Source organism: Bradyrhizobium sp. SPXBL-02 (assembly GCF_051853065.1).
In the GTDB taxonomy this organism is placed as follows: Bacteria; Pseudomonadota; Alphaproteobacteria; order Rhizobiales; family Xanthobacteraceae; genus Bradyrhizobium.
This window is the reverse complement of record NZ_CP182474.1, coordinates 404,937-430,591: the sequence shown is the minus strand read 5'-3', so window position 1 is coordinate 430,591 and position 25,655 is coordinate 404,937. Positions and strand designations below refer to the sequence as shown.

The 25,655-nt window shown below is 65.1% G+C and carries 21 protein-coding genes; 6 read left to right on the top strand and 15 right to left on the bottom strand.

Annotation, left to right across the window (positions count from 1 at the left end):
• The first annotated feature begins 16 nt into the window (after positions 1–16).
• Positions 17–604, top strand: a complete 588-nt coding sequence (locus tag ACNJYD_RS02035; RefSeq protein ID WP_172788832.1) for a DUF4337 domain-containing protein — start codon at positions 17–19, stop codon at positions 602–604.
• A gap of 162 nt (positions 605–766) precedes the next feature.
• On the opposite strand, the gene ACNJYD_RS02030 is transcribed toward ACNJYD_RS02035, so the two are convergent.
• The 12 genes from ACNJYD_RS02030 to ACNJYD_RS01975 all read right to left on the bottom strand — a co-directional run bounded on the left by ACNJYD_RS02030 (position 767) and on the right by ACNJYD_RS01975 (position 14,856).
• Positions 767–1,297 carry a hypothetical protein gene (locus tag ACNJYD_RS02030; RefSeq protein ID WP_439365179.1) on the bottom strand — a complete coding sequence of 177 codons (531 nt, stop codon included), beginning with the start codon at positions 1,295–1,297 and terminating at the stop codon, positions 767–769.
• A gap of 34 nt (positions 1,298–1,331) precedes the next feature.
• Entirely contained in the window at positions 1,332–2,732 is a 1,401-nt protein-coding gene (gene lpdA, locus ACNJYD_RS02025) for a dihydrolipoyl dehydrogenase (protein ID WP_172788834.1), read from the bottom strand.
• Positions 2,733–2,784: 52 nt separating this feature from the next.
• On the bottom strand, positions 2,785–3,546 hold the full coding sequence (locus tag ACNJYD_RS02020) for an SDR family oxidoreductase (protein ID WP_260381592.1): 762 nt from the start codon (positions 3,544–3,546) through the stop codon (positions 2,785–2,787).
• Positions 3,547–3,600: 54 nt separating this feature from the next.
• Positions 3,601–4,842 (bottom strand): 2-oxoglutarate dehydrogenase complex dihydrolipoyllysine-residue succinyltransferase, encoded by a 1,242-nt coding sequence (odhB, locus tag ACNJYD_RS02015; protein WP_172788836.1) that lies wholly within the window; start codon positions 4,840–4,842, stop codon positions 3,601–3,603.
• Positions 4,843–5,006: 164 nt separating this feature from the next.
• A complete protein-coding gene (locus ACNJYD_RS02010; protein WP_260381591.1) occupies positions 5,007–7,964 on the bottom strand; it encodes a 2-oxoglutarate dehydrogenase E1 component in 2,958 nt (985 codons plus the stop codon).
• A 136-nt stretch (positions 7,965–8,100) separates the two neighbouring features.
• Complete coding sequence (gene sucD, locus ACNJYD_RS02005) at positions 8,101–8,985, bottom strand: succinate--CoA ligase subunit alpha (protein WP_172788838.1); 885 nt, start codon at positions 8,983–8,985, stop codon at positions 8,101–8,103.
• 36 nt (positions 8,986–9,021) lie between these two features.
• Positions 9,022–9,501: a DUF1579 family protein gene (locus ACNJYD_RS02000; RefSeq protein WP_172788839.1), complete on the bottom strand. Its 480-nt coding sequence runs from the start codon at positions 9,499–9,501 to the stop codon at positions 9,022–9,024.
• Between the two features lie 4 nt (positions 9,502–9,505).
• Positions 9,506–10,702: an ADP-forming succinate--CoA ligase subunit beta gene (gene sucC, locus ACNJYD_RS01995; protein ID WP_172788840.1), complete on the bottom strand. Its 1,197-nt coding sequence runs from the start codon at positions 10,700–10,702 to the stop codon at positions 9,506–9,508.
• A gap of 202 nt (positions 10,703–10,904) precedes the next feature.
• The gene (mdh, locus tag ACNJYD_RS01990) at positions 10,905–11,873 is read right to left on the bottom strand and encodes a malate dehydrogenase (protein WP_027572983.1); all 969 of its coding nucleotides are present in this window, start codon (positions 11,871–11,873) and stop codon (positions 10,905–10,907) included.
• Between the two features lie 249 nt (positions 11,874–12,122).
• Entirely contained in the window at positions 12,123–13,310 is a 1,188-nt protein-coding gene (gene zapE, locus ACNJYD_RS01985; RefSeq protein WP_439365178.1) for a cell division protein ZapE, read from the bottom strand.
• A 197-nt stretch (positions 13,311–13,507) separates the two neighbouring features.
• Positions 13,508–14,044, bottom strand: a complete 537-nt coding sequence (thpR, locus tag ACNJYD_RS01980; RefSeq protein WP_172788842.1) for an RNA 2',3'-cyclic phosphodiesterase — start codon at positions 14,042–14,044, stop codon at positions 13,508–13,510.
• Positions 14,045–14,220: 176 nt separating this feature from the next.
• Positions 14,221–14,856 (bottom strand): arylesterase, encoded by a 636-nt coding sequence (locus ACNJYD_RS01975; RefSeq protein WP_439365177.1) that lies wholly within the window; start codon positions 14,854–14,856, stop codon positions 14,221–14,223.
• Positions 14,857–14,911: 55 nt separating this feature from the next.
• On the opposite strand from ACNJYD_RS01975, the gene ACNJYD_RS01970 reads away from it, so the two are divergent.
• The 4 genes from ACNJYD_RS01970 to ACNJYD_RS01955 all read left to right on the top strand — a co-directional run bounded on the left by ACNJYD_RS01970 (position 14,912) and on the right by ACNJYD_RS01955 (position 20,023).
• A complete protein-coding gene (locus ACNJYD_RS01970; RefSeq protein ID WP_260381587.1) occupies positions 14,912–15,634 on the top strand; it encodes an ABC transporter ATP-binding protein in 723 nt (240 codons plus the stop codon).
• Positions 15,631–18,201 carry an ABC transporter permease gene (locus ACNJYD_RS01965; protein WP_439365176.1) on the top strand — a complete coding sequence of 857 codons (2,571 nt, stop codon included), beginning with the start codon at positions 15,631–15,633 and terminating at the stop codon, positions 18,199–18,201. Before ACNJYD_RS01970 ends, ACNJYD_RS01965 begins: the two co-directional genes overlap by 4 nt.
• Positions 18,202–18,477: 276 nt before the next feature.
• Positions 18,478–19,269, top strand: a complete 792-nt coding sequence (locus ACNJYD_RS01960; RefSeq protein ID WP_172788845.1) for a Bax inhibitor-1/YccA family protein — start codon at positions 18,478–18,480, stop codon at positions 19,267–19,269.
• Between the two features lie 223 nt (positions 19,270–19,492).
• Positions 19,493–20,023 carry a GNAT family N-acetyltransferase gene (locus ACNJYD_RS01955; RefSeq protein ID WP_439365175.1) on the top strand — a complete coding sequence of 177 codons (531 nt, stop codon included), beginning with the start codon at positions 19,493–19,495 and terminating at the stop codon, positions 20,021–20,023.
• A gap of 116 nt (positions 20,024–20,139) precedes the next feature.
• On the opposite strand, the gene ACNJYD_RS01950 is transcribed toward ACNJYD_RS01955, so the two are convergent.
• The 3 genes from ACNJYD_RS01950 to acnA all read right to left on the bottom strand — a co-directional run bounded on the left by ACNJYD_RS01950 (position 20,140) and on the right by acnA (position 24,793).
• Positions 20,140–20,511: a DUF2794 domain-containing protein gene (locus ACNJYD_RS01950; protein WP_172788847.1), complete on the bottom strand. Its 372-nt coding sequence runs from the start codon at positions 20,509–20,511 to the stop codon at positions 20,140–20,142.
• Between the two features lie 553 nt (positions 20,512–21,064).
• Positions 21,065–21,841 (bottom strand): DUF1223 domain-containing protein, encoded by a 777-nt coding sequence (locus ACNJYD_RS01945; protein ID WP_172788848.1) that lies wholly within the window; start codon positions 21,839–21,841, stop codon positions 21,065–21,067.
• Positions 21,842–22,072: 231 nt separating this feature from the next.
• Positions 22,073–24,793, bottom strand: a complete 2,721-nt coding sequence (gene acnA / locus ACNJYD_RS01940; protein ID WP_172788849.1) for an aconitate hydratase AcnA — start codon at positions 24,791–24,793, stop codon at positions 22,073–22,075.
• 241 nt (positions 24,794–25,034) lie between these two features.
• On the opposite strand from acnA, the gene ccmA reads away from it, so the two are divergent.
• On the top strand, positions 25,035–25,637 hold the full coding sequence (gene ccmA / locus ACNJYD_RS01935; RefSeq protein ID WP_439367566.1) for a heme ABC exporter ATP-binding protein CcmA: 603 nt from the start codon (positions 25,035–25,037) through the stop codon (positions 25,635–25,637).
• Positions 25,638–25,655 lie beyond the last annotated feature (18 nt).

Here is a 25,655-nt window from a genome sequence, read left to right as displayed (position 1 = left end):
GACCAAGAGGGGAATCATGAGCGCACATGAAAGCATGGAGCATGCCGAGCACGCCGAACACGCGTCCGGCTCGAACAAGAAGATCGCCCTTCTGATCGCCGTGCTGGCGCTTTTCCTTGCGATCTCGGAGACGCTCGGCAAGGGGGCCCAGACCGAATCGATCAGCAAGAACGTCGAGGCGGCCAATCTCTGGGCGTTCTTCCAGGCCAAGAGCATCCGCCGCACCGTGGTGGTGACCGCGGCCGAGCAGGGCAAGCTGACGCTGGCCGCCGCGGACGAGGCGCAGAAGCCCGCCGTGCAGAAGCAGATCGAGGATTGGACCAAGACCGCGCAGCGCTACCGCTCCGAGCCCGAGACCGGCGAAGGCACCGAGCAGCTTGCGGAGAAGGCCAAGCACGCCGAGCACGACCGCGACGAGGCGACCGCGAAATACCACCATTTCGAGCTGGCCTCGGCCGCCTTCCAGATCGGCATCGTGCTGGCCTCGGCCACCATCATCACCGGCATGTTCGCGCTCGCCTATGTCGGCGGCGTGCTGACGATCGCCGGCCTGATCATGACCGCACTCGGCCTGTGGTGGCCGCATCTGCTGCATTTGCATTGAGGGGAGCGTGTGGCGCGCGCCCGAAACCACACAGACAGTGTCATGCCCCGGCTTGACCGGGGCATCCAGTACGCCGCGGCTTCTCGGTTCAATCACTGACGTCTCTGGAATACTGGATCGCCCGGTCAAGCCGGGCGATGACAGCGAGCGTGTGGTGAACAGCTAGCGCGCCTGGTGCACGCTCTTCCTGAAACGCTGGATCATACGCAACGTGCGGGACGACCAGCCCTCGCCGTCGCCGGCGATCAATTCGCGGATGCGGCGCTTGATCGGGTCGACCAGCGCGGCGGCCTTGGCGCGGATCTTCAGCACCAGCCCGTAGATCCGCTCGAACCAGCGCATCTCCAGAAGCTTGGCGCGCGTGACGTCGAACACGAAGGCGGTGACGCCGACGCCGATGAGCTTCGCGAACACGATCGTGAAGACGGCGCTGGTCCAGTATTCGTGCGCGAGCAGCCACAGGCCGACCAGCTTGAGCGGAAACAGCGGGACGATTGGCACCGCGAACACGATCAGCGTCATGGCCGGCGACAGCGCATCGACGCGATCGGTCAGCCATTGCTTGAAGCGCGCAAGCGGGATGGCTGCGACGACCTTGGCAACGATCGGCTCGAGATGGTCCCACAGCCAGGCTTCGATCAGGAAGACGATCGCAAGCAGGACCCAGACCGGTTGAAGAAGGCGGCGCAGCATGTGTTTCCCGCCCGATTTGGCGCTGGGCGCTTCGCTACATATGGATGGCGCGCTTGCCGACCGCAAGCGCGGCTTCCTTGACGGCCTCCGAGCGGGTCGGATGGGCATGGCAGGTGCGCGCGAGATCTTCCGCACTGCCGCCAAATTCCATGAGAACACACGCTTCATGGATCATTTCGCCGGCTTCGCGGCCGATAATGTGCACGCCGAGCACGCGATCGGTCTTCGCATCTGCGAGAATCTTCACAAAGCCGTCGGTGGTCTGGTTGACCTTGGAGCGGCCGTTGGCGGTAAACGGAAACTTCCCGACCGTATAAGCCGTGCCCGCCTGCTTCAGTTCCTCCTCGGTCTTGCCGACGGAGGACACTTCCGGCGTGGTATACACGACGCCCGGGATCACGTCGTAATTCACGTGGCCGGCCTGGCCGGCGATGATCTCGGCGACCGCGACGCCCTCGTCCTCGGCCTTGTGCGCGAGCATGGGGCCTGCGACGACGTCGCCGATGGCATAGACGCCCTTCAGGCTGGTGGCGAAATGCGGATCGATCTGCACTCGGCCGCGCGCGTCCAGCGCGACGCCGGCTTCCTTGAGGCCGAGACCGTCGGTGTAGGGCACGCGGCCGATGCAGACCAGCACGACGTCGGCTTCGATGGTCTCGGCGGCACCGCCGGAAGCCGGTTCGATTTTCGCGAGCAATGCCTTGCTGTTCACCTCGACGCCGGTCACCTTCGAGCCCAGCTTGAATGCAAATCCCTGCTTTTCAAGGATGCGCTGGAATTGCTTGGCGATCTCACCGTCCATGCCGGGCAGGATGCGGTCGAGAAATTCGACCACCATGACTTCGGATCCGAGCCGGCGCCACACGGAGCCGAGTTCGAGCCCGATCACGCCGGCGCCAATGACCAGCAATCGGCCTGGCACCTTCTCCAGCGACAGCGCGCCGGTCGAGGACACGATGCGCTTCTCGTCGATCTCGATGCCCTTCAGGCGCGCGATGTCGGAGCCGGTGGCGATCACGATGTTCTTGGTCTCGACCACCTGCGACTTGCCGTCGGCGGAGACCTCGACCTTGCCGGTGCCCAGGATCTTGCCGGTGCCCTTGAGCACGTCGATCTTGTTCTTCTTCATCAGGAACTCGACGCCCTTGACGTTGCCGTCGATGCCCTGCTGCTTGAAGTTCATCATCGACGGCAGATCGAGCTTCGGCGCGGAAACGCTCACGCCCATCTTGGCGAAGGAATGCCCGGCTTCCTCGAACATCTCGGAGGCGTGCAGCAGCGCCTTCGACGGCATGCAGCCGACGTTGAGGCAGGTGCCGCCGAGGGTTGCGTTCTTTTCGACCACGGCGACTTTCATGCCGAGCTGGGCCGCGCGCACCGCGCAGACATAACCGCCCGGTCCGGTGCCGATGACGACGAGATCGTAGGTAGCCATGAGAGAAAGTCCCGTAAGGTTAGGCGTGATGAGGATGAGTCCGCGCGGCGCCTCAGCGTCCGCCGGACACATCGAGAATGGCTGAGGTGACGTAGGAGGCCTCGTCCGAGATCAGCCAGACGATGGCATTGGCGATTTCGTCGGCGGTGCCGACGCGCTTCATCGGCACCAGATGGGCCAGACGATGGGCGCGGTCGGGCTCGCCACCGGCGGCGTGGATTTCGGTGTCGATCAGGCCGGGACGGATCGCAGCGACGCGAATGCCCTCGCCCGCGACCTCATAACCGAGGCCGACGGTGAAGGAATCGACCGCGCCCTTGGACGCGGCGTAGTCGACATAGGTGTTGGGTGCGCCGAGACGGGCCGCGACCGAGGACAGGTTGACGATGACGCCGCCCTTGCCGCCGTGCTTGGTCGACATCCGCTTCACCGCCTCGCGCGCGCAGAGGATGGAGCCGGTGACGTTGACGGCCATCACGCGCTGGATGCGCTCGGCCGACATCTCGTCGACGCGCACGCCGCTCTTGCCGACGATGCCGCCATTGTTGACGAGCGCGCCGAGCGTGCCGAACTTGTCGGCCTCCTTGAACAAATTGAGGATGTCGCTTTCCTCGGCGACGTCGCACTTCACAGCGATGGCCTTGCCATTGCTGGCCGCGATCTGCGCGACCACCTCGTCGGCCGCATTCTTGTTGCTGGCATAGCCGACCACGACGCGGAAGCCGCGCGCGGCCGCCGCAAGCGCGGTCGCACGACCGATGCCGCGGCTGCCGCCGGTGATGACAACGACTTTATCCGTCACGCGCGCCTCCATGGTTCGACACGCGCCGTCGCATCAGTCGCGACGGCGCTCGCAACGCATCAGCGATCAGAGATCGAGCACCAGGCGCGCCGGATCTTCCAGGCTCTCCTTGACGCGAACCAGGAAGGTGACGGCTTCCTTGCCGTCGATCACGCGGTGATCGTAGGACAGCGCCAGATACATCATCGGGCGCACCTCGATCTTGCCGCCGACGACCATCGGCCGCTCCTGGATCTTGTGCATGCCGAGAATGCCCGACTGCGGCGCGTTCAGGATCGGGGTCGACATCAGCGAGCCGTAGATGCCGCCGTTGGTGATGGTGAAGGTGCCGCCCTGCATTTCGTCGATCTTGAGCTGGCCGTCACGGGCGCGGCGGCCGAAATCGGCGATGCCCTTCTCGATGTCGGAGATCGACTTGTGGTCGCAGTCGCGCACGACGGGCACGACCAGGCCCTTGTCGGTGCCGACGGCGACGCCGATGTGATAGTAGTTCTTGTAGATCAGGTCGCTGCCGTCGATCTCGGCGTTGACCGCCGGGATGTCCTTCAGCGCCTGCACGACGGCCTTGGTGAAGAAGCCCATGAAGCCGAGCTTGGCGCCGTGCTTCTTCTCGAACGCGTCCTTGTAGTGCGCGCGCAGCGCCATGACGTTGGTCATGTCGACCTCGTTGAAGGTCGTGAGCATGGCCGCGGTGTTCTGCACGTCCTTGAGGCGGCGCGCGATGGTCTGGCGCAGGCGGGTCATCTTGACGCGCTCTTCGCGGGCGGCGTCATCGGCCGGCGACGGGCTGCGGACCTGAACGGCGGCGGCGGGCTGGTTGACCGGGGTCGGCGCCGAGGCGGCACGCTCGATCGCGGCCAGCATGTCGCCCTTGGTGACGCGGCCGTCCTTGCCGGAGCCGGGAACGGTCGAGGCGTCGATGCCGGTCTCGGCAGAGAGCTTACGCACGGACGGCGCGAGCGGCGCGTCGGCCGGCGGTGCCTTCGCGGCAGCGGGCGCCGGCGCGGGAGCAGCGGCGGCAGCCGCGGGCGCAGCAGCCTTGGCCGGCGCGGCGGCGGGCTTGGCCGCGCCGGCACCGTCGGTGATCTGACCGAGCAGCGCGCCCACGGCAACGGTTGCACCATCGGCAGCGATGATCTCGCTCAGCGTGCCGGCGGACGGCGCGGGGACTTCGATGGTGACCTTGTCGGTCTCGAGCTCCACCAAGGGCTCGTCAACGGCGACGGGGTCGCCGGCCTTCTTGAACCAGCGGCCGATGGTGGCCTCGGTGACGGATTCGCCGAGCGTCGGCACACGAATTTCAGTCATGGTCTCTTCCTTAAGGGATCGCCGGTAGCGGTCATGAATTTTACAGGTGTCATCGCCCGCGAAGGCGGGCGATCCAGTACGCCGTGACGACCGTAATGACCACAGGCGGCGCGGAGTACTGGATGCCCCGCCTTCGCGGGGCATGACGACGTGTTAAAACCTTCTCAGCTCAGTGCTTCGTCCAGGAACGCCTTCAGCTGAGCCTGATGCTTGGACATCAAACCCGTTGCGGTCGCGGCGGAGGCAGCGCGGCCGACATAACGCGGACGCCGGCTCACGCCGTTCACCTGGTTCAGCACCCATTCCAGATAGGGCTCGATGAAGTGCCAGGCACCCATGTTGCGGGGCTCTTCCTGGCACCACACCATCTCGGCCTTCTTGAAGCGCGACAGCTCGGCCACCAGCGCCTTCAGCGGCACCGGATAGAGCTGCTCGACGCGCATCAAATAGATGTCGTCGATGCCGCGCTTCTCGCGCTCCTCGTAGAGGTCGTAATAGACCTTGCCGGAGCACAGCACGATGCGGCGGATCTTCTCGTCGGGGACGAGCTTGATCGCCTCGTTCGGCAGCATCTGGGCGTCATCATAGAGGATGCGGTGGAAGGTCGTGCCCTTCGCCAGCTCTTCGAGACGCGACACCGCCCGCTTGTGACGCAGCAGCGACTTCGGCGTCATCATGATCAGCGGCTTGCGGATCTCGCGATGCAGCTGCCGGCGCAGCACGTGGAAGTAGTTCGCCGGCGTGGTCGGGTAGACCACCTGCATGTTGTCTTCCGCGCACATCTGCAAGTACCGCTCGAGGCGCGCCGAGGAGTGCTCCGGACCCTGGCCCTCATAGCCGTGCGGCAAGAGGCAGACGAGGCCGGACATGCGCAGCCATTTGCGCTCGCCCGAGGAGATGAACTGGTCGAACACGACCTGCGCGCCGTTGGCGAAGTCGCCGAACTGGGCTTCCCACAGCGTCAGCGTGTTCGGCTCGGCGAGCGAATAGCCGTATTCGAAGCCGAGCACGGCTTCTTCCGACAGCAGCGAGTTAATGACCTCGTAGTGGCCCTGCTCGTGACCGAGATGGTTGAACGGCGTGTAACGGCTTTCGTCTTCCTGGTCGATCAGGACCGAATGGCGCTGCGAGAAGGTGCCGCGCTCCGAATCCTGTCCGGACAGACGGACGTGATGGTTTTCGTTGAGCAGCGAGCAGAACGCCAGCGCCTCGCCGGTCGCCCAGTCGATGCCGGCGCCGGTGTCGATGGCCTTCGAGCGGTTGTCGAGGAAACGCTGGATGGTGCGGTGAACGCGGAAGCCGTCCGGGACCTTGGTGATCTTGCGGCCGATATCCTTCAGCGTGGCGATGTCGACGCCGGTGACGCCGCGCCGCGCATCCTCTTCCTGGTCGGCGATCTTGAAGCCGGACCACTTGCCGTCGAGCCAGTCGGCCTTGTTCGGCTTGTAGGAGGTGCCGGCCTCGAACTCGGCGTCGAGCCGGGCGCGCCAGTCCGCCTTCAGCTTGTCGACCTCGCCCTCGGTGACGACGCCTTCTGCGATCAGGCGCTTGGAGTAGAGCGTGAGCGTCGAGGGATGGGCCGCGATCCGCTTGTACATCACCGGCTGGGTGAAGGCCGGCTCATCGCCCTCATTGTGGCCGTAGCGGCGGTAGCACCACATGTCGATGACGACGGGCTTGTGGAACTTCTGCCGGAATTCGGTCGCGACCTTGGCTGCGAACACGACGGCTTCCGGATCGTCGCCGTTCACGTGGAAGATCGGCGCGTCGATCATCTTCGCCACATCAGACGGATAGGGCGAGGAGCGCGAGTAGCGCGGATAGGTGGTGAAGCCGATCTGGTTGTTGACGATGAAGTGCACGGAGCCGCCGGTGCGGTAGCCCTTCAGGTCGGACAGGCCGAAGCACTCCGCGACCACACCCTGGCCGGCGAACGCGGCGTCGCCGTGCATCAGAAGCGGCATCACGGAGATGCGCATGTCCGGGGGATCACCGTGCTGGTCCTGCTTGGCGCGGACCTTGCCGAGCACCACGGGATCGACGATCTCGAGATGCGAGGGGTTGGCGGTCAGCGACAGATGGATGCGGTTGCCGTCGAACTCGCGGTCCGAGGAGGCGCCGAGGTGGTACTTGACGTCGCCCGAGCCTTCGACCGCGTCGGGGTTGGCCGACCCGCCCTTGAACTCGTGGAACAGTGCGCGATGGGCCTTGCCCAACACCTGCGTCAGCACGTTGAGGCGGCCGCGATGCGGCATGCCGAGCACGATTTCCTTCACGCCGAGATTGCCGCCGCGCTTGATGATCTGCTCGAGCGCGGGGATCAGGGCTTCGCCGCCGTCGAGGCCGAAGCGCTTGGTGCCGGTGAACTTGGTGTCGCAGAACTTTTCGAAGCCTTCGGCTTCGATCAGCTTCTGCAGGATGGCCCTGCGGCCTTCACGCGTGAACGAGATCTCCTTGTCGGGTCCCTCGATGCGCTCCTGAATCCAAGCCTTCTGCGCGGCGTTGCTGATATGCATGAACTCGACGCCGAGCGTCTGGCAGTAGGTGCGCTCGCAGATCGCGGTGATCTCGCGCAACGTGCCGTATTCGAGACCGAGCACGTGATCGAGGAAGATCTTGCGGTCGAAATCGGCCTCGGTGAAGCCGTAGGTGCGCGGATCGAGCTCTTCGCGGTTGCGCTGGGCTTCGATCCCGAGCGGATCGAGCTTGGCGTGGAAGTGGCCGCGCATGCGGTAGGAGCGGATCAGCATCAGGGCGCGGACGGAGTCGCGCGTGGCCTGAAGCACGTCAGCGGAGGAGATGTCGGCGCCCTTGGTCTGCGCCTTGGCGGCGATCTTGGCACCGACCGCCTTCTCGACTTCGGCCCAGTTGCCGTCGAGGGCGGAGGTCAGGTCATCCTTCGGGGTCAGCGGCCAGTTGTCGCGCTCCCAGGACGGGCCTTCCGCGTTCTTGCTGATGTCAGCAGGCGCGTCGTTCAGGCTCTTGAAGAACTCCTGCCACTCGGCGTCGACCGAGGACGGGTCATTCTGGTAGCGGGCGTAGATTTCGTCGATGTAGGTGGCGTTGGTGCCCTGCAAAAAGGATGACAGGGCAAAGGCTGCGTTCGCGTCCTGGCGAGACATACTTGAGTTCCTGGCGATTTCGGTTCGCGCATAACAAACGGCGCTGGCGCCGAGCTCCCCGACAGGGCTCGACGCGACAGGCACCCTTTACCCTATTTGCTGCGAAACTTCGCCCGGAAAAGCACGAAGAAGTGAATTAGCCTTTCAACTTTTCGGCAAGCGTGTGGCCGAGGCGGGCGGGCGACGGAGACACTGTAATCCCTGCGGATTTCATCGCCTCGGTCTTGGAACCGGCATCGCCCTTGCCGCCCGAGATGATGGCGCCGGCATGGCCCATGCGGCGGCCGGGAGGGGCGGTGACGCCGGCGATGAAGCCGACCATCGGCTTCTTGCGGCCGCGCTTGGCCTCGTCCTTGAGGAACTGGGCGGCGTCCTCCTCGGCGGAACCGCCGATCTCGCCGATCATGATGATCGATTCCGTCTTGGGATCGGCCAGCAGCATCTCCAGCACGTCGATGAACTCGGTGCCCTTGACCGGATCGCCGCCGATGCCGACCGCGGTGGTCTGGCCGAGGCCTTCCTGGGAGGTCTGGAACACGGCTTCATAGGTCAGCGTGCCCGAGCGGGAGACGATGCCGACCGAGCCGGTCTTGAAGATGTTGGCGGGCATGATGCCGATCTTGCACTCGCCGGCGGTCATGACGCCCGGGCAGTTCGGCCCGATCAGGCGCGACTTGGAGCCGAGCAGCGAGCGCTTGACGCGCACCATGTCCACGACCGGAATGCCCTCGGTGATGCAGACGATCAGCGGGACCTCGGCGTCGATCGCTTCGCAGATCGCGTCCGCCGCGCCCGGCGGCGGCACGTAGATCACCGACGCGTCGGCGCCGGTCTTCTCGCGCGCCTCGCGCACGGTGTCGAACACCGGCAGGCCCAGATGCGTCGAGCCGCCTTTGCCCGGCGAGGTGCCGCCGACCATCTTGGTGCCATAGGCGATCGCGGCCTCGGAATGGAAGGTGCCGTTCTTGCCGGTGAAGCCCTGGCAGATGACCTTGGTGTTCTTGTCGATCAGGATGGACATGAGGTCTGCTTTCGCGAAACTAACAGAGTGAGAGGGTCAGTGGATGCGGCGGTAGACGCCGGTGAGGACGTCGGACCAGCCTTCCGCGTCCGGCGAGAACTGAATCTTCAACGAGTAGGAATCCTCATTGATGATCTCGTAGACGTGGCGCGCATTGCCGCGGAGCGAGCCGCGCACCAGCGTCAGGGTCTTGCCGACCCACCCGCCTGAGGCGGGCGAAGGCGGCGTGTAGCCGAGCGAGTCGTACCAGAACAATTTGTAGGTCCGGTCGTCGCGGTCGAAGGTGAAGATGCCGTGGGTGGCGAAGATCTGCTTGCCGTCGCGCATCTGGACCGAGTCCTGGATCAGATAAAATCCGTTGAGGTCCATGCGCGCGACGACGTGAGAGGTGGCCGGCCCGCCCGCGTTCCAGCGCGACGGGAAGACCATCTCCTCACCATCCCATTCGCCGGCGAACGCGGCGAGGCGCGTGTGCTCGGGGAGCGGAGATGATGCGGCGAGATGGTCCTGGGTCATGGCGTTAGCCTCCCTTGACGGCCTTCACGATCTTCTGCGCGGCGTCGTCGAGATTGTCGGCGGGCACCACGTTCAGTCCGGATTCACGGATGATCTTCTTGCCAAGCTCGACGTTGGTGCCTTCGAGGCGGACCACGAGCGGCACGCTGAGGCCGACCTCACGAACCGCAGCGGTGACGCCCTCAGCGATCACGTCGCACTTCATGATGCCGCCGAAGATGTTGACCAGAATGCCCTTCACGTTGGGATCGGCAGTGATGATCTTGAAGGCGGCCGCGACCTTCTCCTTGCTGGCGCTGCCGCCGACGTCGAGGAAGTTCGCCGGCGCCATGCCGTAGAGCTTGATGATGTCCATCGTCGCCATGGCGAGGCCGGCGCCGTTGACCATGCAGCCGATGTTGCCGTCGAGCGTGACGTAGTTGAGGTCGTACTTGGACGCCTCGATTTCCTTGGCGTCTTCCTCGGTCTCGTCGCGCAGCGCGAGCACCTCGGGATGACGGAACAGCGCGTTGTCGTCGAACGACACCTTGGCGTCGAGCACGCGGAGCTGGCCCTGCTTGGTCACGACCAGCGGGTTGATCTCCAGCATCGACATGTCCTTGGCGACGAAGGCGGCGTAGAGCTGCGCGGTGAGCTTCTCGGCCTGCTTGGCGAGATCGCCGGAGAGGTTCAGCGCCTTGGCAACCGTGCGGCCGTGGTGGCCCATGATGCCGGTGGCGGGATCGACCGAGAAGGTGACGATCTTCTCAGGCGTGTTGTGCGCGACGTCCTCGATGTTGACGCCGCCCTCGGTCGAGACGACGAAGGAGACGCGCGAGGTCTCGCGGTCGACCAGGATCGAGAGGTAGAATTCCTTGTCGATGTCCGAGCCGTCCTCGATGTAGAGGCGGTTGACCTGCTTGCCGGCAGGGCCGGTCTGCACGGTCACCAGGGTTGCGCCCAGCATCTGCTTGGCGAACTCGGAGACTTCAGCGGCCGACTTGGCGATGCGGACGCCGCCCTTGTCGCCGGCGCTAGCTTCCTTGAACTTGCCCTTGCCGCGGCCGCCGGCATGGATCTGGCTCTTCACCACCCAGACCGGGCCGGGCAGCGCCTTGGCCGCAGCTTCGGCGTCGCTCGCTTTAAGGACCGGGACGCCCTTGGAGATCGGCACGCCGAACTCGTTCAGCAGCGCTTTGGCCTGATATTCATGGATATTCATATGGTCGCTCCCTGAACCCGCGGGCGGTGACCTCATGGGCCCACCTCAGTCTTGTGGCTGGCATACCATATACCACAGGAACTGCAACCCGGATTCTTTGACTTCGAGATCTCTGGACTAGGGAACCCGCCCCGGCAGTGGGTCCCGGAAGTGAAACCGCCGAAGACCGGGTTTCGATCTTCGGCGGGATGTCGTTTGCGCCTTAGCGGCCGAGAAGATCGGGTGCGATCTTCTTGCAGGCATCCACCAAGCCCTGCACGGCGCCGACCGACTTGTCGAAGGCTTCGCGGTCCTTGCCGGCGAGCTCGATCTCCACCACGCGTTCGACGCCCTTGGAGCCGATCACGACGGGCACGCCGACATACATGTCCTTCACGCTGTACTCGCCGTTGAGATAGGCGGCGCAGGGCAGCACGCGCTTCTTGTCCTTCAGATAGCTCTCGGCCATCGCGATCGCGGAGGCCGCCGGCGCGTAGAAGGCCGAGCCGGTCTTCAGCAAATTGACGATCTCGGCGCCGCCGTTGCGGGTGCGGTCGACGATCTCGTCGAGGCGCGCCTGCGAGGTCCAGCCCATCTTGACGAGGTCGGGCAGCGGGATGCCGGCGACGGTGGAGTACTTCACCAGCGGCACCATGGTGTCGCCGTGGCCGCCGAGCACGAAGGCGGTGACGTCCTCGACCGAGACGTTGAACTCGTCGGCAAGGAAGTAGCGGAAGCGCGCCGAATCCAGCACGCCGGCCATGCCGACGACCTTCTTGTGCGGCAGGCCGGAAGCCTTCTGCAGCGCCCAGACCATGGCGTCGAGCGGGTTGGTGATGCAGATGACGAAGGCATCGGGGGCGTACTTCTTGATGCCGGCACCGACCTGCTCCATGACCTTGAGGTTGATGGAGAGGAGGTCGTCGCGGCTCATGCCGGGCTTGCGCGGCACGCCGGCGGTGACGATGCAGACCTTGGCGTTGTCGAGCGCTTCATAGGAGTTCGCGCCGGTGTAGTGGGCGTCGAAGCCGTCGACCGGCGAGGACTGCGCGATGTCGAGCGCCTTGCCCTGCGGCACGCCTTCGGCGATGTCGAACATCACGACGTCGCCCAGTTCTTTCAGGCCGATGAGGTGAGCCAGCGTTCCGCCGATCTGACCGGAGCCAATCAAAGCAATCTTGTCGCGCGCCATGTGAACCTGTCCTTTAGACACGTAAGGAGGGGAAAACTGAGACGGGTGGTTATCCCTTTCGCCTCCCCCGTTCAAGTCGCCCAATGCCCAATTGTCGGGCTTGCCGCGATTCCGGCCAACACACCGAAGCCGTCATTCCGGGGCGCGACGAAGTCGCGAGCCCGGAATCCATCGGTGGGGCGGAGCGCGCTGAGAAATGGATTCCGGGCTCGCGCTCCGCGCGCCCCGGAATGACGGCGGGAATAGGACTTAAGTCTCCACCAGGCCCTTGGTCGAGCCGCTGGCGGTGGAATCCTTGCGGCCGTGAGGCAGCGCCAGATAGGATTCCGAGCTCATTTCGATCAGGCGCGAGGCGGTCCGCTTGAACTCCATGGCCTCAACACCCTCGGTAGCGAGGTAAAGCGAGATCGGGTTGGCGTCGGCCGAGGCCATCAGCTTCACGGCGTTGTCATAGAGCGTATCGATCAGCGTGATGAAGCGCTTGGCGGCGTTGCGCTGGGAGGAGTCCATCACTGGAATATGGTCGACCAGGATGGTGTGATAGTCGTGCGCCAGCCTGAGGTAGTCGGATGCACCTAACGGCTGCTCGCAGAGGTCTGCGAAGGAGAACCGCGCCACGCCATGCGCCGAGCATGGCACGTGCAGGATGCGCCCCTTGATCGAAATGTCGCGCGGCTTGCATTTGGCATTGCCGGTCATCTTCACCCAGGCGCGGTTGAGCGCGGCGTCGGCATCGCCGTCGGCCGGCGTCAGCCACATCCGCACGCCCTGAAGTTTTTCGAGCCGGAAGTCGGTGCGCGCATCGAGCCGCGCGACGTCCATGTGGTCGGTGATCTGCTTGATGAAGGGCAGGAACAGCGAGCGGTTGAGGCCGCCCTTGTAGAGATCGTCGGGCGCGACGTTGGAGGTCGCAACCACGACGGTGCCGAGCTCGAACAGTTTCGCGAACAGGCGGCCCAGGATCATCGCGTCCGCGATGTCGGTGACGTGGAATTCGTCGAAGCAGAGCAGCCAGCTCTCCTCAAAGATCGCATTGGCGGTCAGCGCGATGACGTCGCCATCGGCGATCTCGCCGCGCGCGATGCTCTGGCGGTAGTCGTAGATGCGCTCGTGCACGTCCGCCATGAACTCGTGGAAATGCGCGCGGCGCTTGTGCTCGACCGATGAGTGCTGGAAGAACAGGTCCATCAGCATGGTCTTGCCGCGGCCGACCTCGCCATGGATGTAGAGCCCGCGCGGTGCCTCGTCCTTGTCACCAGAGCTGAACAGGCGGCTGAGCAGGCCTTGCTTGCGGGCGGGCTTGTAGGTCGAAAGCCGCAGGTCCAGCGCCGCATAGGCCTCGGCGACCTCGGCCTGCGCGGCATCGGGCTCGATCGCGCCGGACGCGATCTCGGCCTGGTAGGCCTCGCGGAATGAGGAGTTTTCGGTGGAGAGCATGGCCCTTTACGGCCAGAGACCGGCGGAAATTGCAAGCCGTGAATTGGTGGACGGGCTATGCGGTTTCGTGTCCCGGACGCGCTGCAGCGTGCAACGCTGCTGCGCAGAGCCGGGACCCACTGTCTCGTTCATCACCACATTTACGTTCATCGCGGAGCACTGGGCCCCGGCTCTGCGGCCGGGGCACGAGAGCGGTGCTATTCACACAGCTCATAGGCGTCCTCGACCACATACGGGCCACCGCCGGTGGAGGCGCGCGAGGAGAACAGCACGAAGCGTTCCGCCATGAACGCCTTGCTCGGGAAGTAGCCGCGGATCGAGAGATAGTCGGCGACGTCGCGGTCGGAAGCGTCGTGCAGCCGCGCGAGCGTGACGTGGGGGATGAACTTGCGTCCCTCGGGGTCGAGGCCGATCCGCTGCATCATGCGCTCGAGCTCGGCCTGCAATTCCATCAGCGGCTTGCTCGGCGCGATGGTGGCGACCACTGCGCGCGGCTTGCGGCCGCCGAAGCTGGTGAGGCCCTGCACCTTCACCTCGAACGGCTTGCGGTCGACGCGAAACAGCATCGATGCGATCTCGTTGGCGGAAGCGCCGTCGATGTCGCCGATGAAGCGCAGGGTGACGTGATAATTTTCGGGATCGATCCAGCGGGCGCCGGGGAGGCCGCCCCTCAAGTTGGAAAGCGACTGGCCGATCTCGGCCGGAATTTCCAGACCCGTGAACAAACGCGGCATCGTTTCGCACTCCCGATGCTTGGGTACAGTTCTCGAAGCGCGAGAACCATATCCAAATAAGAGCCGGCGACGAATCACCGGTACCCTGATTCCTATCGCAGTTGTGTGACTCTGCGAAGCATTGCGCGCCTCACCCCGGTAAAACCCTGGGAATTAGGGTTAGCGTTGCCTGGTTTTCAACGCCGTTGCTCAGCGATCGTGCCAATGAATGCCTCCACCGTGGGCATGATCCTGCCGACGATGATGTCGACGCCCTCAGCGGTCGGATGAATGCCGTCGGCCTGGTTGAGCTTGGCGTCGGCCGCGACGCCCTCGAGGAAGATCGGATAGAGCGGCACGTCGAATGTCTTCGCCAGATCCGGATAAATCGAATTGAAGCGCGCGGCGTATTCGGCGCCGTAATTCGGCGGCGCCAGCATGCCGCAGAGCATGACTGAAATCTTTCGCGCCTTGAGCCGCTGGACGATGTCGGTCAGCGCCGCGCGCGCCACGTCGGGATCGATGCCGCGCAGCGCGTCATTGGCGCCGAGCTCGACGATGACGCCGTCAGTTCCATCGGGCACCGACCAGTCGAGCCGGTCGCGGCCGCCCGAGGTGGTGTCGCCGGACACCCCGGCATTGGTCATGTCGATCTCTATGCCTTTGGCCTGTAAGGCTTTTTGAAGCTTTTGGGGGAACGCCTCCTGGGCCGGAAGGCCGAAGCCGGCGCTCAGGGAATCGCCGAGGACGACAAGCTTGACCGGTTTTGTCGCGCCTGCCCAAGCCGGGTTCGCCATCGTCATGAAGGCGAGCATCAACACGGCTATGTGCATGAACAATCCGTAACGCCTCTCGACCCCGCGTGCGGAGTTGCCATATGACCGGACCATGGACACTCGCATCGACCTCTCTTCGCTCGCCGCTACTGCCGCGGACACCATCGCCATCTCCAACGTCAATCTGTCATTGGGCACGGGCGCGGCACGCGTTCACATCCTCAAGGATATCAGCCTGCGCGTCGCCTCGGGCGAGACGATCGGCCTGATCGGCCCGTCAGGCTCGGGCAAATCCACGCTGCTGATGGTGATGGCGGGGCTGGAGCGTCCTGACAGCGGAGAGGTGGTGGTGAATGGCACGCCTTTCAATGCCCTCGACGAGGACGCGCTGGCGCGCTTCCGCGGCCGCCAGGTCGGCATCGTCTTCCAGTCCTTCCACCTGATCCCGACCATGACGGCGCTGGAGAACGTCGCGGTGCCGCTCGAGCTCGCCGGCAATCCCGACGCCGCCAAGCGCGCGGCAGAGGAGCTGCAATCGGTCGGGCTCGGCGACCGCCTGCATCATTATCCGACGCAGCTCTCCGGCGGCGAGCAGCAGCGCGTCGCGCTTGCCCGCGCGCTGGCACCCGATCCCGCGATCCTCGTCGCTGACGAGCCGACCGGCAATCTCGACGAAGCGACCGGAAAGCAGATCGTCGATCTGCTGTTCACCAAACATGCCGAGCGCGGCATGACCTTGGTGCTGGTGACGCACGATTCCTCGCTCGCACACCGCTGCGACCGCGTCATCCGCCTGCGCTCCGGGCGCATCGACACGCAGTCTGCGCCGGCATGAGCGCCGTGGCCGAACCGTTCGCGAAGCCGAACGCCGTCGCGCTGTCGCTGCGCTACGCCTTGCGCGAATTGCGCGGTGGCCTGCGCGGCTTCTACGTCTTCATCGCCTGCATCGCGCTCGGCGTGATGGCGATTGCCGGCGTCGGCTCGGTGTCCGCCAGCCTGAGCGATGGTCTCGCGCGCGAGGGCCGCACGCTGCTCGGCGGCGACGTCTCGTTCGTGCTGTTCCAGCGCGAGGCCAAGCCGGAAGAGGTCGCGTTCCTGCGCTCGCGCGGCACGCTGTCGACCGCCGCGACCCTGCGCGGCATGGCGCGTTCGGCTGACGGCAAGCTGGCGCTGGTCGAGATGAAGGCGGTCGATAGCACCTATCCGATGCTGGGACAGCTGACGCTGGCGCCGCCCCTGCCGATGGCCGATCTGCTCGCCGAGCGCGACGGCGCGTTCGGCGCCGCCGCCGATCCGACGCTGCTGGCGCGACTTTCTCTCAAGACCGGCGACCGCGTCACCATCGGCGCGGCGACCTTCCAGATCCGCTCGACGGTCGAGGCCGAGCCCGACAAGCTCGCGGGCGGCATCGGCTTCGGGCCGCGCTTTTTGATCAGCGAGGCGGCCTTGCGCGCCACCGGCCTGATCCAGCCCGGCAGCCTGGTGCGCTGGGTCTACCGGGTCAAGCTGCCAGAGGCTGCGAACAACGAGCGCGCCACCGAAGCCTTCATCGCGGATGCGCGCAGCGCCGCGCCGCAAGCCGGCTGGGAGATCCGCAGCCGGTCCAATGCCTCGCCGCAGCTCGAACGCAATATCAGCCGCTTCACGCAGTTCCTGACCCTGGTCGGCCTTGCCGCGCTGCTGGTCGGCGGCGTCGGGGTCGCCAATGCCGTCAAGAGCCACATCGACCGCAAGCTCGAGGTGATCGCCGCCTTCAAGGCCGTCGGCGCCACCGGCCGGGACGTGTTCGGCATCTATTTGGCGCAAGTGGTCCTGCTGGCGGCGATCGGATCCGTGATCGGCCTTGCGCTCGGCGCCGCGATGCCCTTTGCCATCGTCGGCCTGTTCGGCAAGCTGCTGCCGCTGCCGGTGGTGCCGGCCGTGCATGCCGACGAGCTCGCGCTGTCCTTCGTCTACGGCCTCCTCACTGCGCTTGCCTTCGGCCTGTGGCCGCTCGGGCGCGTGCACGACGTGCCGGTGGCCGCGCTGTTCCGCGACACCATCAGCTCCGAATGGCACCGGCCGCGTGCGGGCTATCTCGTGTTCATGGGGGTCGTGATCGCACTGCTCGTCGCGGTCGTGATCGGCCTGTCGTTCGACAAGCGCATCGCCGCGGTGTTCGTGGCCTCCTCCGTCGTCGTGTTCGCCTTGCTGCGCGGCATCGCCGCCCTGCTGATGACGATCGCACGACGCCTGCCGCGGACGCGGCTGCCGATGCTGCGGCTGGCGATCGCCAACATCCACCGGCCGGGCGCGCTGACGCCTTCAGTCGTGCTGTCGCTGGGACTCGGGCTCGCCGTGCTCGTCACCATCACCCAGATCGACGGCAATCTGCGCCGGCAGTTCCTGGCCGCGCTCCCCGACCAGGCACCGTCGTTCTTCTTCATCGACATTCCGAGCGCGCAGGCCGAGCAGTTCGACGCCTATCTGCACCGGATCGCCCCCGGCGCCCGGATCGAGGACGTGCCGATGCTGCGCGGGCGCATCGTCGCCGCGCGCGGGGTGCGCGCCGAGGAGCTCAAGCCCACAACCGATTCCGAATGGGTGCTGCAGAGCGACCGCGGGCTGACCTACACCGCCGAGCTGCCCAAGGGCTCCAAGGTGGTCGAGGGCGAGTGGTGGCGCGCCGATTATTCCGGCCCGCCGCTGGTCTCGATGGAGAAGAAGATCGCCGACGGGCTCGGCCTCAAGCTCGGCGACGAGGTGGTGGTCAACGTGCTCGGCCGCGACATCCCGGCAAAGATCAGCAATTTGCGCACGATCGACTGGCAGGGGCTCGGCATCAATTTCGTCCTGGTGTTCTCGCCCAACGCCTTCAAGGGCGCGCCGCACACCCACATCGCGACGCTGACGGAAGCGGGCGGAAATGCGGCGGGCGACGGCAAGATCATCAAGGAGATCGCCGACGCCTATCCGATGGTGACGAGCGTGCGCGTGCGCGAGGTGATGGAGACGGTCGGCTCGGTCGTGACCAATCTGGCCCTGGCGATCCGCGGCGCCAGCGCCGTGACCCTGATCTCGGCGATCCTGGTGCTGGGCGGGGCGCTCGCCGCCGGCCACCGCCACCGGGTCTATGATGCGGTGATCCTGAAGACCCTGGGCGCGACGCGGCTGCGGCTGCTCGGCGCCTATGCTCTCGAATACCTCCTGATCGGCCTTGCCACCGCGGTATTCGGGGTGATCGCCGGCAGCATCGCGGCGTGGATGATCGTCACGCGGCTGATGACGCTGAGCTTCGTCTGGCAGGCCGGCAGCGCCGCCGGCGTGGTCGCGGCCGCGCTGGTCGTCACCGTCGGGCTCGGCCTTGCCGGCACGCTGCTGGCATTGAACAAAAAGCCCGCGACGGTGTTGCGAAATTTGTGACAAATTGAAGCGGCGGATCGAGCCGGAATCGCCCCGGTTTCCGCGATTAACCACGCTGCTCGTCAGCTCCACGTCAGGATTACCGCCAAGGGCGACATTCGGCCGCGCGTGGAAGGTTGCAGCGAATGTGTTAGTTTCCCACATATCGAATGGGTTCGGGGCCCCGATTGTGAGCCAAAATTTAGTCGGCTGGCAGCGGTCTCCGAGATAGAATTTGACGAACCGGCGGCATGGCGACCCTCATGCCGGACCGGACCAACCAACGGGAATTCGACCATGTCGGACCTAGACCGTAACTACGCTTCTCCTTTCGGCAGGGCCGCCGGGCGTGTCGACGCCGCGACGGTCGATGCCGGCCTGCGCGCCTATATGCTGCGCATCTACAACTACATGAGCATTGGCCTGGCCATCACCGGCCTTGCCGCGCTCGGCGTCTACATGGCCGCCGTGACCGACGTCCCGACGGCGGACGCCGTCCGCGTCGGCAAGCTGTTCCTGACGCCGTTCGGCTACGCCATGTTCGTCAGCCCCCTGAAGTGGCTGTTCATGCTCGCGCCGCTCGCGATGGTGTTCGTGATCTCGGCGGGCATCAACCGCCTGGCCCCCTCGACCGCCCAGATCCTGTTCTGGGTGTTCTCGGCGCTGATGGGCATCTCGCTGTCGTCGATCTTCCTGGTGTTCACCCACACCTCGATCGTGCGGGTGTTCTTCATCACCGCGGCCACCTTCGGTGCGCTGAGCCTCTACGGCTACACCACCAAGCGTGACCTGACCGGGATGGGCTCGTTCCTGTTCATGGGCCTGATCGGCATCATCATCGCCAGCCTGGTGAACCTGTTCCTGGCCAGCTCGATGCTGCAGTTCATCGTCTCGGTGGTCGGCGTGCTGGTGTTCTCGGGCCTCACCGCGTGGGACACCCAGCGGCTCAAGAACGATTACATCTACGGCTATGCCTCGGCCGGCGGTGACATCGCAGAGCGTGCGGCCATCACCGGCGCACTGTCGCTGTACCTGAACTTCATCAACCTGTTCACGCTGCTGCTGCAGCTCCTCGGCCAGCGCGAGTAAACTCCGAGGCGAGAGAACGGACACGAACCCCGGCCGAGAGGCCGGGGTTTTTGTTTGGGGGGTCGCGGGGGCGGCCACAAACACCGTCATTGCGAGCGCAGCGAAGCAATCCAGAGTCCCTCCGCGGATGCATTTCTGGATTGCTTCGCTGCGCTCGCAATGACGCTGCGGAGGCGGCGTAGCCCCCTTCCAGCAGTCGGACGAAGGCTCTATCCTTCCCGCCATGTCCGCACCCGATATCAGGCCCACCACCGAGGCCGACCTTCCCGCCATCACCGCCATCTACCAGCAGGCCGTCCGCGAGGGCACGGCGACGTTCGAGCTGGAGCCGCCTGACCTTACGGAGATGACGCGCCGCTATCGCGCGCTGATCGACGGCGGCTATCCCTACTTCGTCGCCATGCTGGACGGACGCGTGGCCGGCTATGCCTATGCCGGCGCTTACCGGCCGCGGCCGGCCTACCGCTTCACGGTGGAGAACTCGATCTATCTGGATCCCTCCTTCCACCGCCGCGGCGTCGGCTCGCTGTTGCTGGAACGGCTGATCGCCGAATGCGAGACGCGCGGCTTCCGCCAGATGATCGCGGTGATCGGCGATTCCGCCAATGCCGGATCGATCGGCGTGCACACAAGGTGCGGCTTCAAGATGATCGGTACGCATCCCAGCGTCGGGCTGAAATTCGGCCGCTGGCTGGACACGGTGATGATGCAGCGCGACCTCGGCGAGGGCGCGCGCACGGTGCCGGGGAATTAAGCTCGGTTTCGTTAGGGTGGGCAAAGCGCAAGCGTGCCCACCGTTCGCGGCGATCGAGATAGAACGTGGGCACGGCGCGGTGCGCCTTTGCCCACCCTACGGCAGCGTTCGTGCCGCTACACCACCGCCAGCTTGCGATCGATCACCAGCAGCACGCGCTCGAGCTCGTGGCCGCGGCGCAGGATCAGGCCGGTCGCCGAGATCACGCTGTACATGCCTTGCTTGCGCGCGAGGCGCGGGTCCTTCTCGATGCGGTAGATCGGCACTTCCGAGGCACGGCGATAGACCGAGAACACGGCGCGGTCCTTCAGGAAGTCGATGGCATAGTCGCGCCACTCGCCGTCGGCGACCATGCGACCGTAGAGATTGAGAATCCGGTGCAGCTCGAGCCGGTTGAAGGTCACCCGGTTCGGCGGCGCATGCGCCGCGGCGGGACGCGCCGCCGCGCGCTGCTCGCTCGGCTCGGCATCCTCCGACGTCAGACTCATGGGAAGCGCCTCCTCATCGCACGGCTATGACCCGGGTCCGCGAAGACCGTCCCCGGAACCGCGTTCATGACACTTGCATGATTGCGCCAACCGTTCCGCGCCGCAAGGGGCTCAACCGGTCGAATCGACAGTGCGTCTGGGCACACGCAAGGGTGGAACTCCGTCGCGGCAAACCGTCACGGGATCGTTAGCAGGAATCATAGTATCGCCGCTTTTCCGCCAACCGCCCGCCGCCCTGCATTGCGAAAAGACTGGTGTGCGTTGACCCGGTCCTTTCGGTTCCGGATTCCTCAGCCCCCAGCCCCCCGGGGTCGAACAGGATCGGGTCTGTACGCACGACAAGGAGGGCCAACGCAAGTTGGTCCTTTTTTGTTTGTGCCGCGATGTTTCCGGCCACTGTCATTCCGGGGCGCGCCTCTTGGCGCGAACCCGGAATCCATTGCTCAGCTTGCACAATGGATCGATGGATTCTCAGGTGCGCAATTGCGCAGCATAGCTCGCGCTTCGCGCCCCGGAATGGCGAAGCATCAATTGCTGAGACGTTCTGCTTGCTTCAATGCAGCGACGTGTACGCCGCACCCAACATCGGGCCCGGTCGCTCGCGGCTGCCGTCCTGGACGTAGACCACTGCGCCGTCGACGCCGTCGCGCGTGAGATTTTCGATCGGCACCGTCCAGCTCTCCGGACGGCCGGTCCAGTCGCCGACCTTGAGCAGGTTGCGCACCACGTTGTGATAGGTGACCTGCTGTCCGCGATTCTCGCCGCGGGTGATCGCGATCGGCACCGACTTGGCGATCGAGCAGATCCAGACCTCGCCATGCGAGACCGTGGGCTCCTTGCTCGCGGCCACCGACACGTTGATCTGCTTGCCCGAGAGCGACATCGTCACCGGCACGCTCATCACGCCGTTGCCCTTGTCGGTCTTGCCGATCGCGTTCTCGATGCCGGCGCGATCGCTGCCGATGACATGCGTGGAGCCGTTGACCACGACCTGTGGCGTGTAGACCTCGCGGTCGCCGCGCATGCGCGAATAGGCGCGCTGCCGTGCAGAGAAACGCGAATCCGCCAGCGTGTCCTTCCAGCCGAGATAGTCCCAATAATCGATCGGCATGCTCAGCGCGATGACCGAGGGATCCTTGGAGAGATCGCCGATGATCTGGTCGGCGGGCGGGCAGGAGGAGCAGCCCTGCGAGGTGAACAATTCGACGACGGCGCGGGGATCAGCCTCGGCAGGACGAATGACGGCGATGATCGCACATATGCCGAGAGCTCCCGACCAGAGGGCACCGGACCAACGTGGAATCAGATGGGAAGCCGTCATTGTCGTCATGTCGAACGCCGCACACCGTTGCTCTCAGGGGGAAATCTTATCGCCGGATGGTCACCGTAGTCTTACGGGGCGCGGTACATTCATCCATCCGGGCCACCGTCCAAGGGGAGGTATTCCGCCGGGCGGGCCCATCTGAAGCGTACCGCAAACGCGCGAAGGCGGCCTTTGATAGGCCGCCTTCGTTAAGGCTTCTACTCACTTCGCAGTGAGCCATCGTTCACAAATCCGCGCTTACGCCGCGAGCTTGCGCAGCACGTAGTGCAGGATGCCGCCGTTGCGGTAGTAGTCGAGCTCGTCCAGCGTATCGATGCGGCAGAGCAGCGAAACGCGCTGCAGCGAACCGTCGCCGGAGACGATCTCCGCGGTCAGCTTCTGGCGCGGCTTGAGGTCGCCGACGAGGCCACGCAGCGTGACCTTCTCGTCGCCCTTGAGGCCCAGCGACGACCAGGAGGTGCCTTCCTCGAAGGTCAGCGGCAGCACGCCCATGCCGACCAGGTTGGAGCGGTGGATGCGCTCGAAGCTCTGGCAGATCACGGCGCGCACGCCGAGCAGGCGCGTGCCCTTGGCGGCCCAGTCCCGCGAGGAGCCGTTGCCGTATTCGGCGCCGGCGAACACCACCAGCGGCACCTTCTCTTCCTGGTACTTCATCGCGGCGTCGTAGATCGACATCTGCTCGCCGTCGGGCCAGTGCTTGGTCAGGCCGCCCTCGGGGATGTTGCCATCGGCGCCCTTCAGCATGAAGTTCTTGATGCGGATGTTGGCGAAGGTGCCGCGCATCATCACTTCATGGTTGCCGCGGCGCGTGCCGTACTGGTTGAAGTCGGCCGGACGCACCTGGTGCTCGCTGAGATATTTCCCGGCGGGCGAGGTGAGCTTGATCGAGCCGGCCGGCGAGATGTGGTCGGTCGTGATCTTGTCGCCGAACATGGCGAGGATACGCGCCTCGACGATGTCGGTGACCGGCTCCGGCTCCTTCTTCATGCCATCGAAGTAAGGCGGGTTCTGCACATAGGTCGACGACATGTTCCAGCGATAGGTCTCGCTTTCGACCGTCTTGATCTTGCGCCAGTTGGTGTCGCCCTTGAACACGTCGGCGTACTTCTTCTTGAAGATCGACGCGGTCACGAACTTCTTCATGAAGGCGTTGATCTCCTTGGTCGTCGGCCAGATGTCCTTCAGGTACACCGGCTTGCCGTCCTTGCCCTCGCCGAGCGGCTCGGTGGCGAGATTCTTGGTGACGCTGCCGGCGAGCGCATAGGCGACCACCAGCGGCGGCGAGGCCAGGTAGTTCGCCTGCACGTCCGGCGAGACGCGGCCTTCGAAGTTGCGATTGCCGGAGAGCACGGCGGCCGCGACGACGCCGTTGTCGTTGATCGACTTCGAGATCTCCTCGGGCAGCGGACCGGAATTGCCGATGCAAGTGGTGCAGCCGAAGCCGACCAGATTGAAGCCGACCTTGTCGAGATCGGGCTGCAGACCGGAATTGGCGAGATATTCCGCGACGACCTGGCTGCCCGGGGCGAGCGAGGTCTTCACCCACGGCTTGGCCTTGAGGCCCTTGGCGGCCGCATTGCGCGCGAGCAGGCCGGCGCCGATCAGAACGCTCGGGTTCGACGTGTTGGTGCAGGAGGTGATCGCGGCGATCACGACGTCGCCATGGCCGATATCGAAGTTCTTGCCTTCGACCGGGAAGCGCTTGGCCGGCTCCTCGGCCTTCTTGTACTCGCTGGCGAGCGCGAGCGAGAAGCCGTCCGCGACGGTGGGCAGCGCGATGCGGCCTTCGGGACGCTTCGGACCGGCCATCGACGGCACGACGTCGCCGAGATCCAGGGTCAGCGTCTCCGTGAACACGGGGTCGGGCGACTTGGCGGTGCGGAACAGGCCCTGCGCCTTGGCATAGGCCTGGACCAGCGCAACGCGAGCGGAGGCACGGCCGGAGGTCTTGAGGTAATCGAGCGCGGCGGCATCGACCGGGAAGAAGCCGCAGGTCGCGCCGTATTCGGGCGCCATGTTGGCGATCGTCGCCTTGTCGGCGACCGAGAGGTGGTCGAGGCCGGGGCCGAAGAACTCGACGAACTTGCCGACCACGCCAAGCTTGCGCAGCATCTGCGTCACCGTGAGCACGAGGTCGGTCGCGGTGACGCCTTCCTTCAGCGCGCCCTTCAGCTTGAAGCCGACGACATTGGGCAGCAGCATCGACAGCGGCTGGCCGAGCATGCAGGCTTCCGCCTCGATGCCACCGACGCCCCAGCCGAGCACGGCAAGACCGTTGACCATGGTGGTGTGCGAATCCGTGCCGACCAGCGAATCGGGATAGGCGACCTCGAAGGTGCCGGTCTTCTTGCCGACCGTCATCTTCTCCTTCTTGGTCCAGACCGTCTGGGCCAGATATTCGAGGTTGACCTGGTGGCAGATGCCGGTGCCGGGCGGCACGACGGAGAAGTTCGAGAACGCCTTCTGGCCCCACTTCAGGAACTCGTAGCGCTCCTGGTTCTGCTTGTATTCCTCGGTGACGTTCTTGCCGAAGGCCTTGTTGTCGCCGAAGAAGTTCACGATCACGGAGTGGTCGATGACGAGATCGACCGGCACCAGCGGATTGATCTTCTCGGCATCGCCGCCGAGCTTCTGCATCGCGTTGCGCATCGCAGCGAGGTCGACCACCGCGGGCACGCCGGTGAAGTCCTGCATCAAGACGCGCGCCGGGCGGAAGGCGATCTCATGCTCCAGCGACTTCTTGCGCAGCCATTTCGACACCGCGACGATGTCTTCCTTCTTGACCGAGCGGCCGTCCTCGTTGCGCAGCAAATTCTCGAGCAGGACCTTCATCGAATAGGGAAGTTTGGAAATTCCCTTCAGACCATTCTTCTCGGCGGTAGGCAGGCTGTAATAGACATAGGTCTTGGCGCCGACCTTGAGGGTCTTTTTGCATTTGAAGCTGTCGAGCGAGGTCATGTAGGAGATCCCAATTGTTAGTTATACCCGGCAGGGTATTTTAACACCGTCAGCGTATCAGGCTGGGCCGCTTGCAGGGGCAGGTTGAGTTGCTGCATCAAGTAGTTCCGGGCTTATAGAAGCTTTCTAACCGCGCCGCCACAGCCACTATCGTGCTGCAGCAATCCGCGAGCCAAAAATTCCCATGCGCTACCCCAAGATTTCCTGAGGCCCGGCTGTGAGCGGATTGAACCAGGGCGACATGCAGCTGTCCGGTCACGGACTGAGATGCGTGCGCGGCGGACGCGAGGTGTTCGCCGGGCTCGATTTCGCGGCCGTCTCGGGCGAGGCCGTCGCGGTCGTCGGCCGCAATGGATCGGGCAAGACCTCGCTGCTGCGGCTGATCGCGGGCCTGCTCGTTCCCGCCGGCGGGACGATCGCGCTGGACGGGGGCGACGGCGAGCTGACCCTGGCGGAGCAGTGCCACTATCTCGGCCATCGCGATGCCCTGAAGCCGGCGCTGAGCGTTGCCGAAAACCTGACGTTTTGGGCTGATTTTCTTGGAGGCGAGCGTTTCGATGCGGCTGACAGCCTCGCCAAGGTCGGGCTCGACCACGCCACCCATTTGCCCGCCGGATTCCTGTCCGCGGGACAGCGCCGCCGGCTCTCGCTGGCCCGGCTGCTGACCGTCCGCCGCCCGGTCTGGCTTTTGGACGAGCCGACCAATGCGCTGGATGTGGCCGGTCAGGACATGTTTTCCGGATTGATGCGCGAGCACCTGGCTGGCGGCGGCATGATCGTCGCGGCGACGCATGCCCCGCTCGGCGTCGATTCGCGAGAGCTGCGGATCGGGGGGACGGCGTGATGCCGATGCACCCTCAGC

Coding starts and splice junctions, on each gene's coding strand:
- ACNJYD_RS01945 (WP_172788848.1), bottom strand. CDS start 21,841: ATGACGACAATGACGGCTTCCCATCTGATTCCACGTTGGTCCGGTGCC.
- ACNJYD_RS02035 (WP_172788832.1), top strand. CDS start 17: ATGAGCGCACATGAAAGCATGGAGCATGCCGAGCACGCCGAACACGCG.
- ACNJYD_RS01950 (WP_172788847.1), bottom strand. CDS start 20,511: ATGAGTCTGACGTCGGAGGATGCCGAGCCGAGCGAGCAGCGCGCGGCG.
- acnA (WP_172788849.1), bottom strand. CDS start 24,793: ATGACCTCGCTCGACAGCTTCAAATGCAAAAAGACCCTCAAGGTCGGC.
- ACNJYD_RS01965 (WP_439365176.1), top strand. CDS start 15,631: ATGAGCGCCGTGGCCGAACCGTTCGCGAAGCCGAACGCCGTCGCGCTG.
- sucD (WP_172788838.1), bottom strand. CDS start 8,985: ATGTCCATCCTGATCGACAAGAACACCAAGGTCATCTGCCAGGGCTTC.
- ACNJYD_RS02010 (WP_260381591.1), bottom strand. CDS start 7,964: ATGTCTCGCCAGGACGCGAACGCAGCCTTTGCCCTGTCATCCTTTTTG.
- ACNJYD_RS02030 (WP_439365179.1), bottom strand. CDS start 1,297: ATGCTGCGCCGCCTTCTTCAACCGGTCTGGGTCCTGCTTGCGATCGTC.
- lpdA (WP_172788834.1), bottom strand. CDS start 2,732: ATGGCTACCTACGATCTCGTCGTCATCGGCACCGGACCGGGCGGTTAT.
- sucC (WP_172788840.1), bottom strand. CDS start 10,702: ATGAATATCCATGAATATCAGGCCAAAGCGCTGCTGAACGAGTTCGGC.
- ACNJYD_RS01975 (WP_439365177.1), bottom strand. CDS start 14,856: ATGCACATAGCCGTGTTGATGCTCGCCTTCATGACGATGGCGAACCCG.
- ACNJYD_RS02000 (WP_172788839.1), bottom strand. CDS start 9,501: ATGACCCAGGACCATCTCGCCGCATCATCTCCGCTCCCCGAGCACACG.
- zapE (WP_439365178.1), bottom strand. CDS start 13,310: ATGCTCTCCACCGAAAACTCCTCATTCCGCGAGGCCTACCAGGCCGAG.
- ACNJYD_RS01970 (WP_260381587.1), top strand. CDS start 14,912: ATGGACACTCGCATCGACCTCTCTTCGCTCGCCGCTACTGCCGCGGAC.
- odhB (WP_172788836.1), bottom strand. CDS start 4,842: ATGACTGAAATTCGTGTGCCGACGCTCGGCGAATCCGTCACCGAGGCC.
- ccmA (WP_439367566.1), top strand. CDS start 25,035: ATGCAGCTGTCCGGTCACGGACTGAGATGCGTGCGCGGCGGACGCGAG.
- ACNJYD_RS01955 (WP_439365175.1), top strand. CDS start 19,493: ATGTCCGCACCCGATATCAGGCCCACCACCGAGGCCGACCTTCCCGCC.
- ACNJYD_RS02020 (WP_260381592.1), bottom strand. CDS start 3,546: ATGGAGGCGCGCGTGACGGATAAAGTCGTTGTCATCACCGGCGGCAGC.
- ACNJYD_RS01960 (WP_172788845.1), top strand. CDS start 18,478: ATGTCGGACCTAGACCGTAACTACGCTTCTCCTTTCGGCAGGGCCGCC.
- mdh (WP_027572983.1), bottom strand. CDS start 11,873: ATGGCGCGCGACAAGATTGCTTTGATTGGCTCCGGTCAGATCGGCGGA.
- thpR (WP_172788842.1), bottom strand. CDS start 14,044: ATGCCGCGTTTGTTCACGGGTCTGGAAATTCCGGCCGAGATCGGCCAG.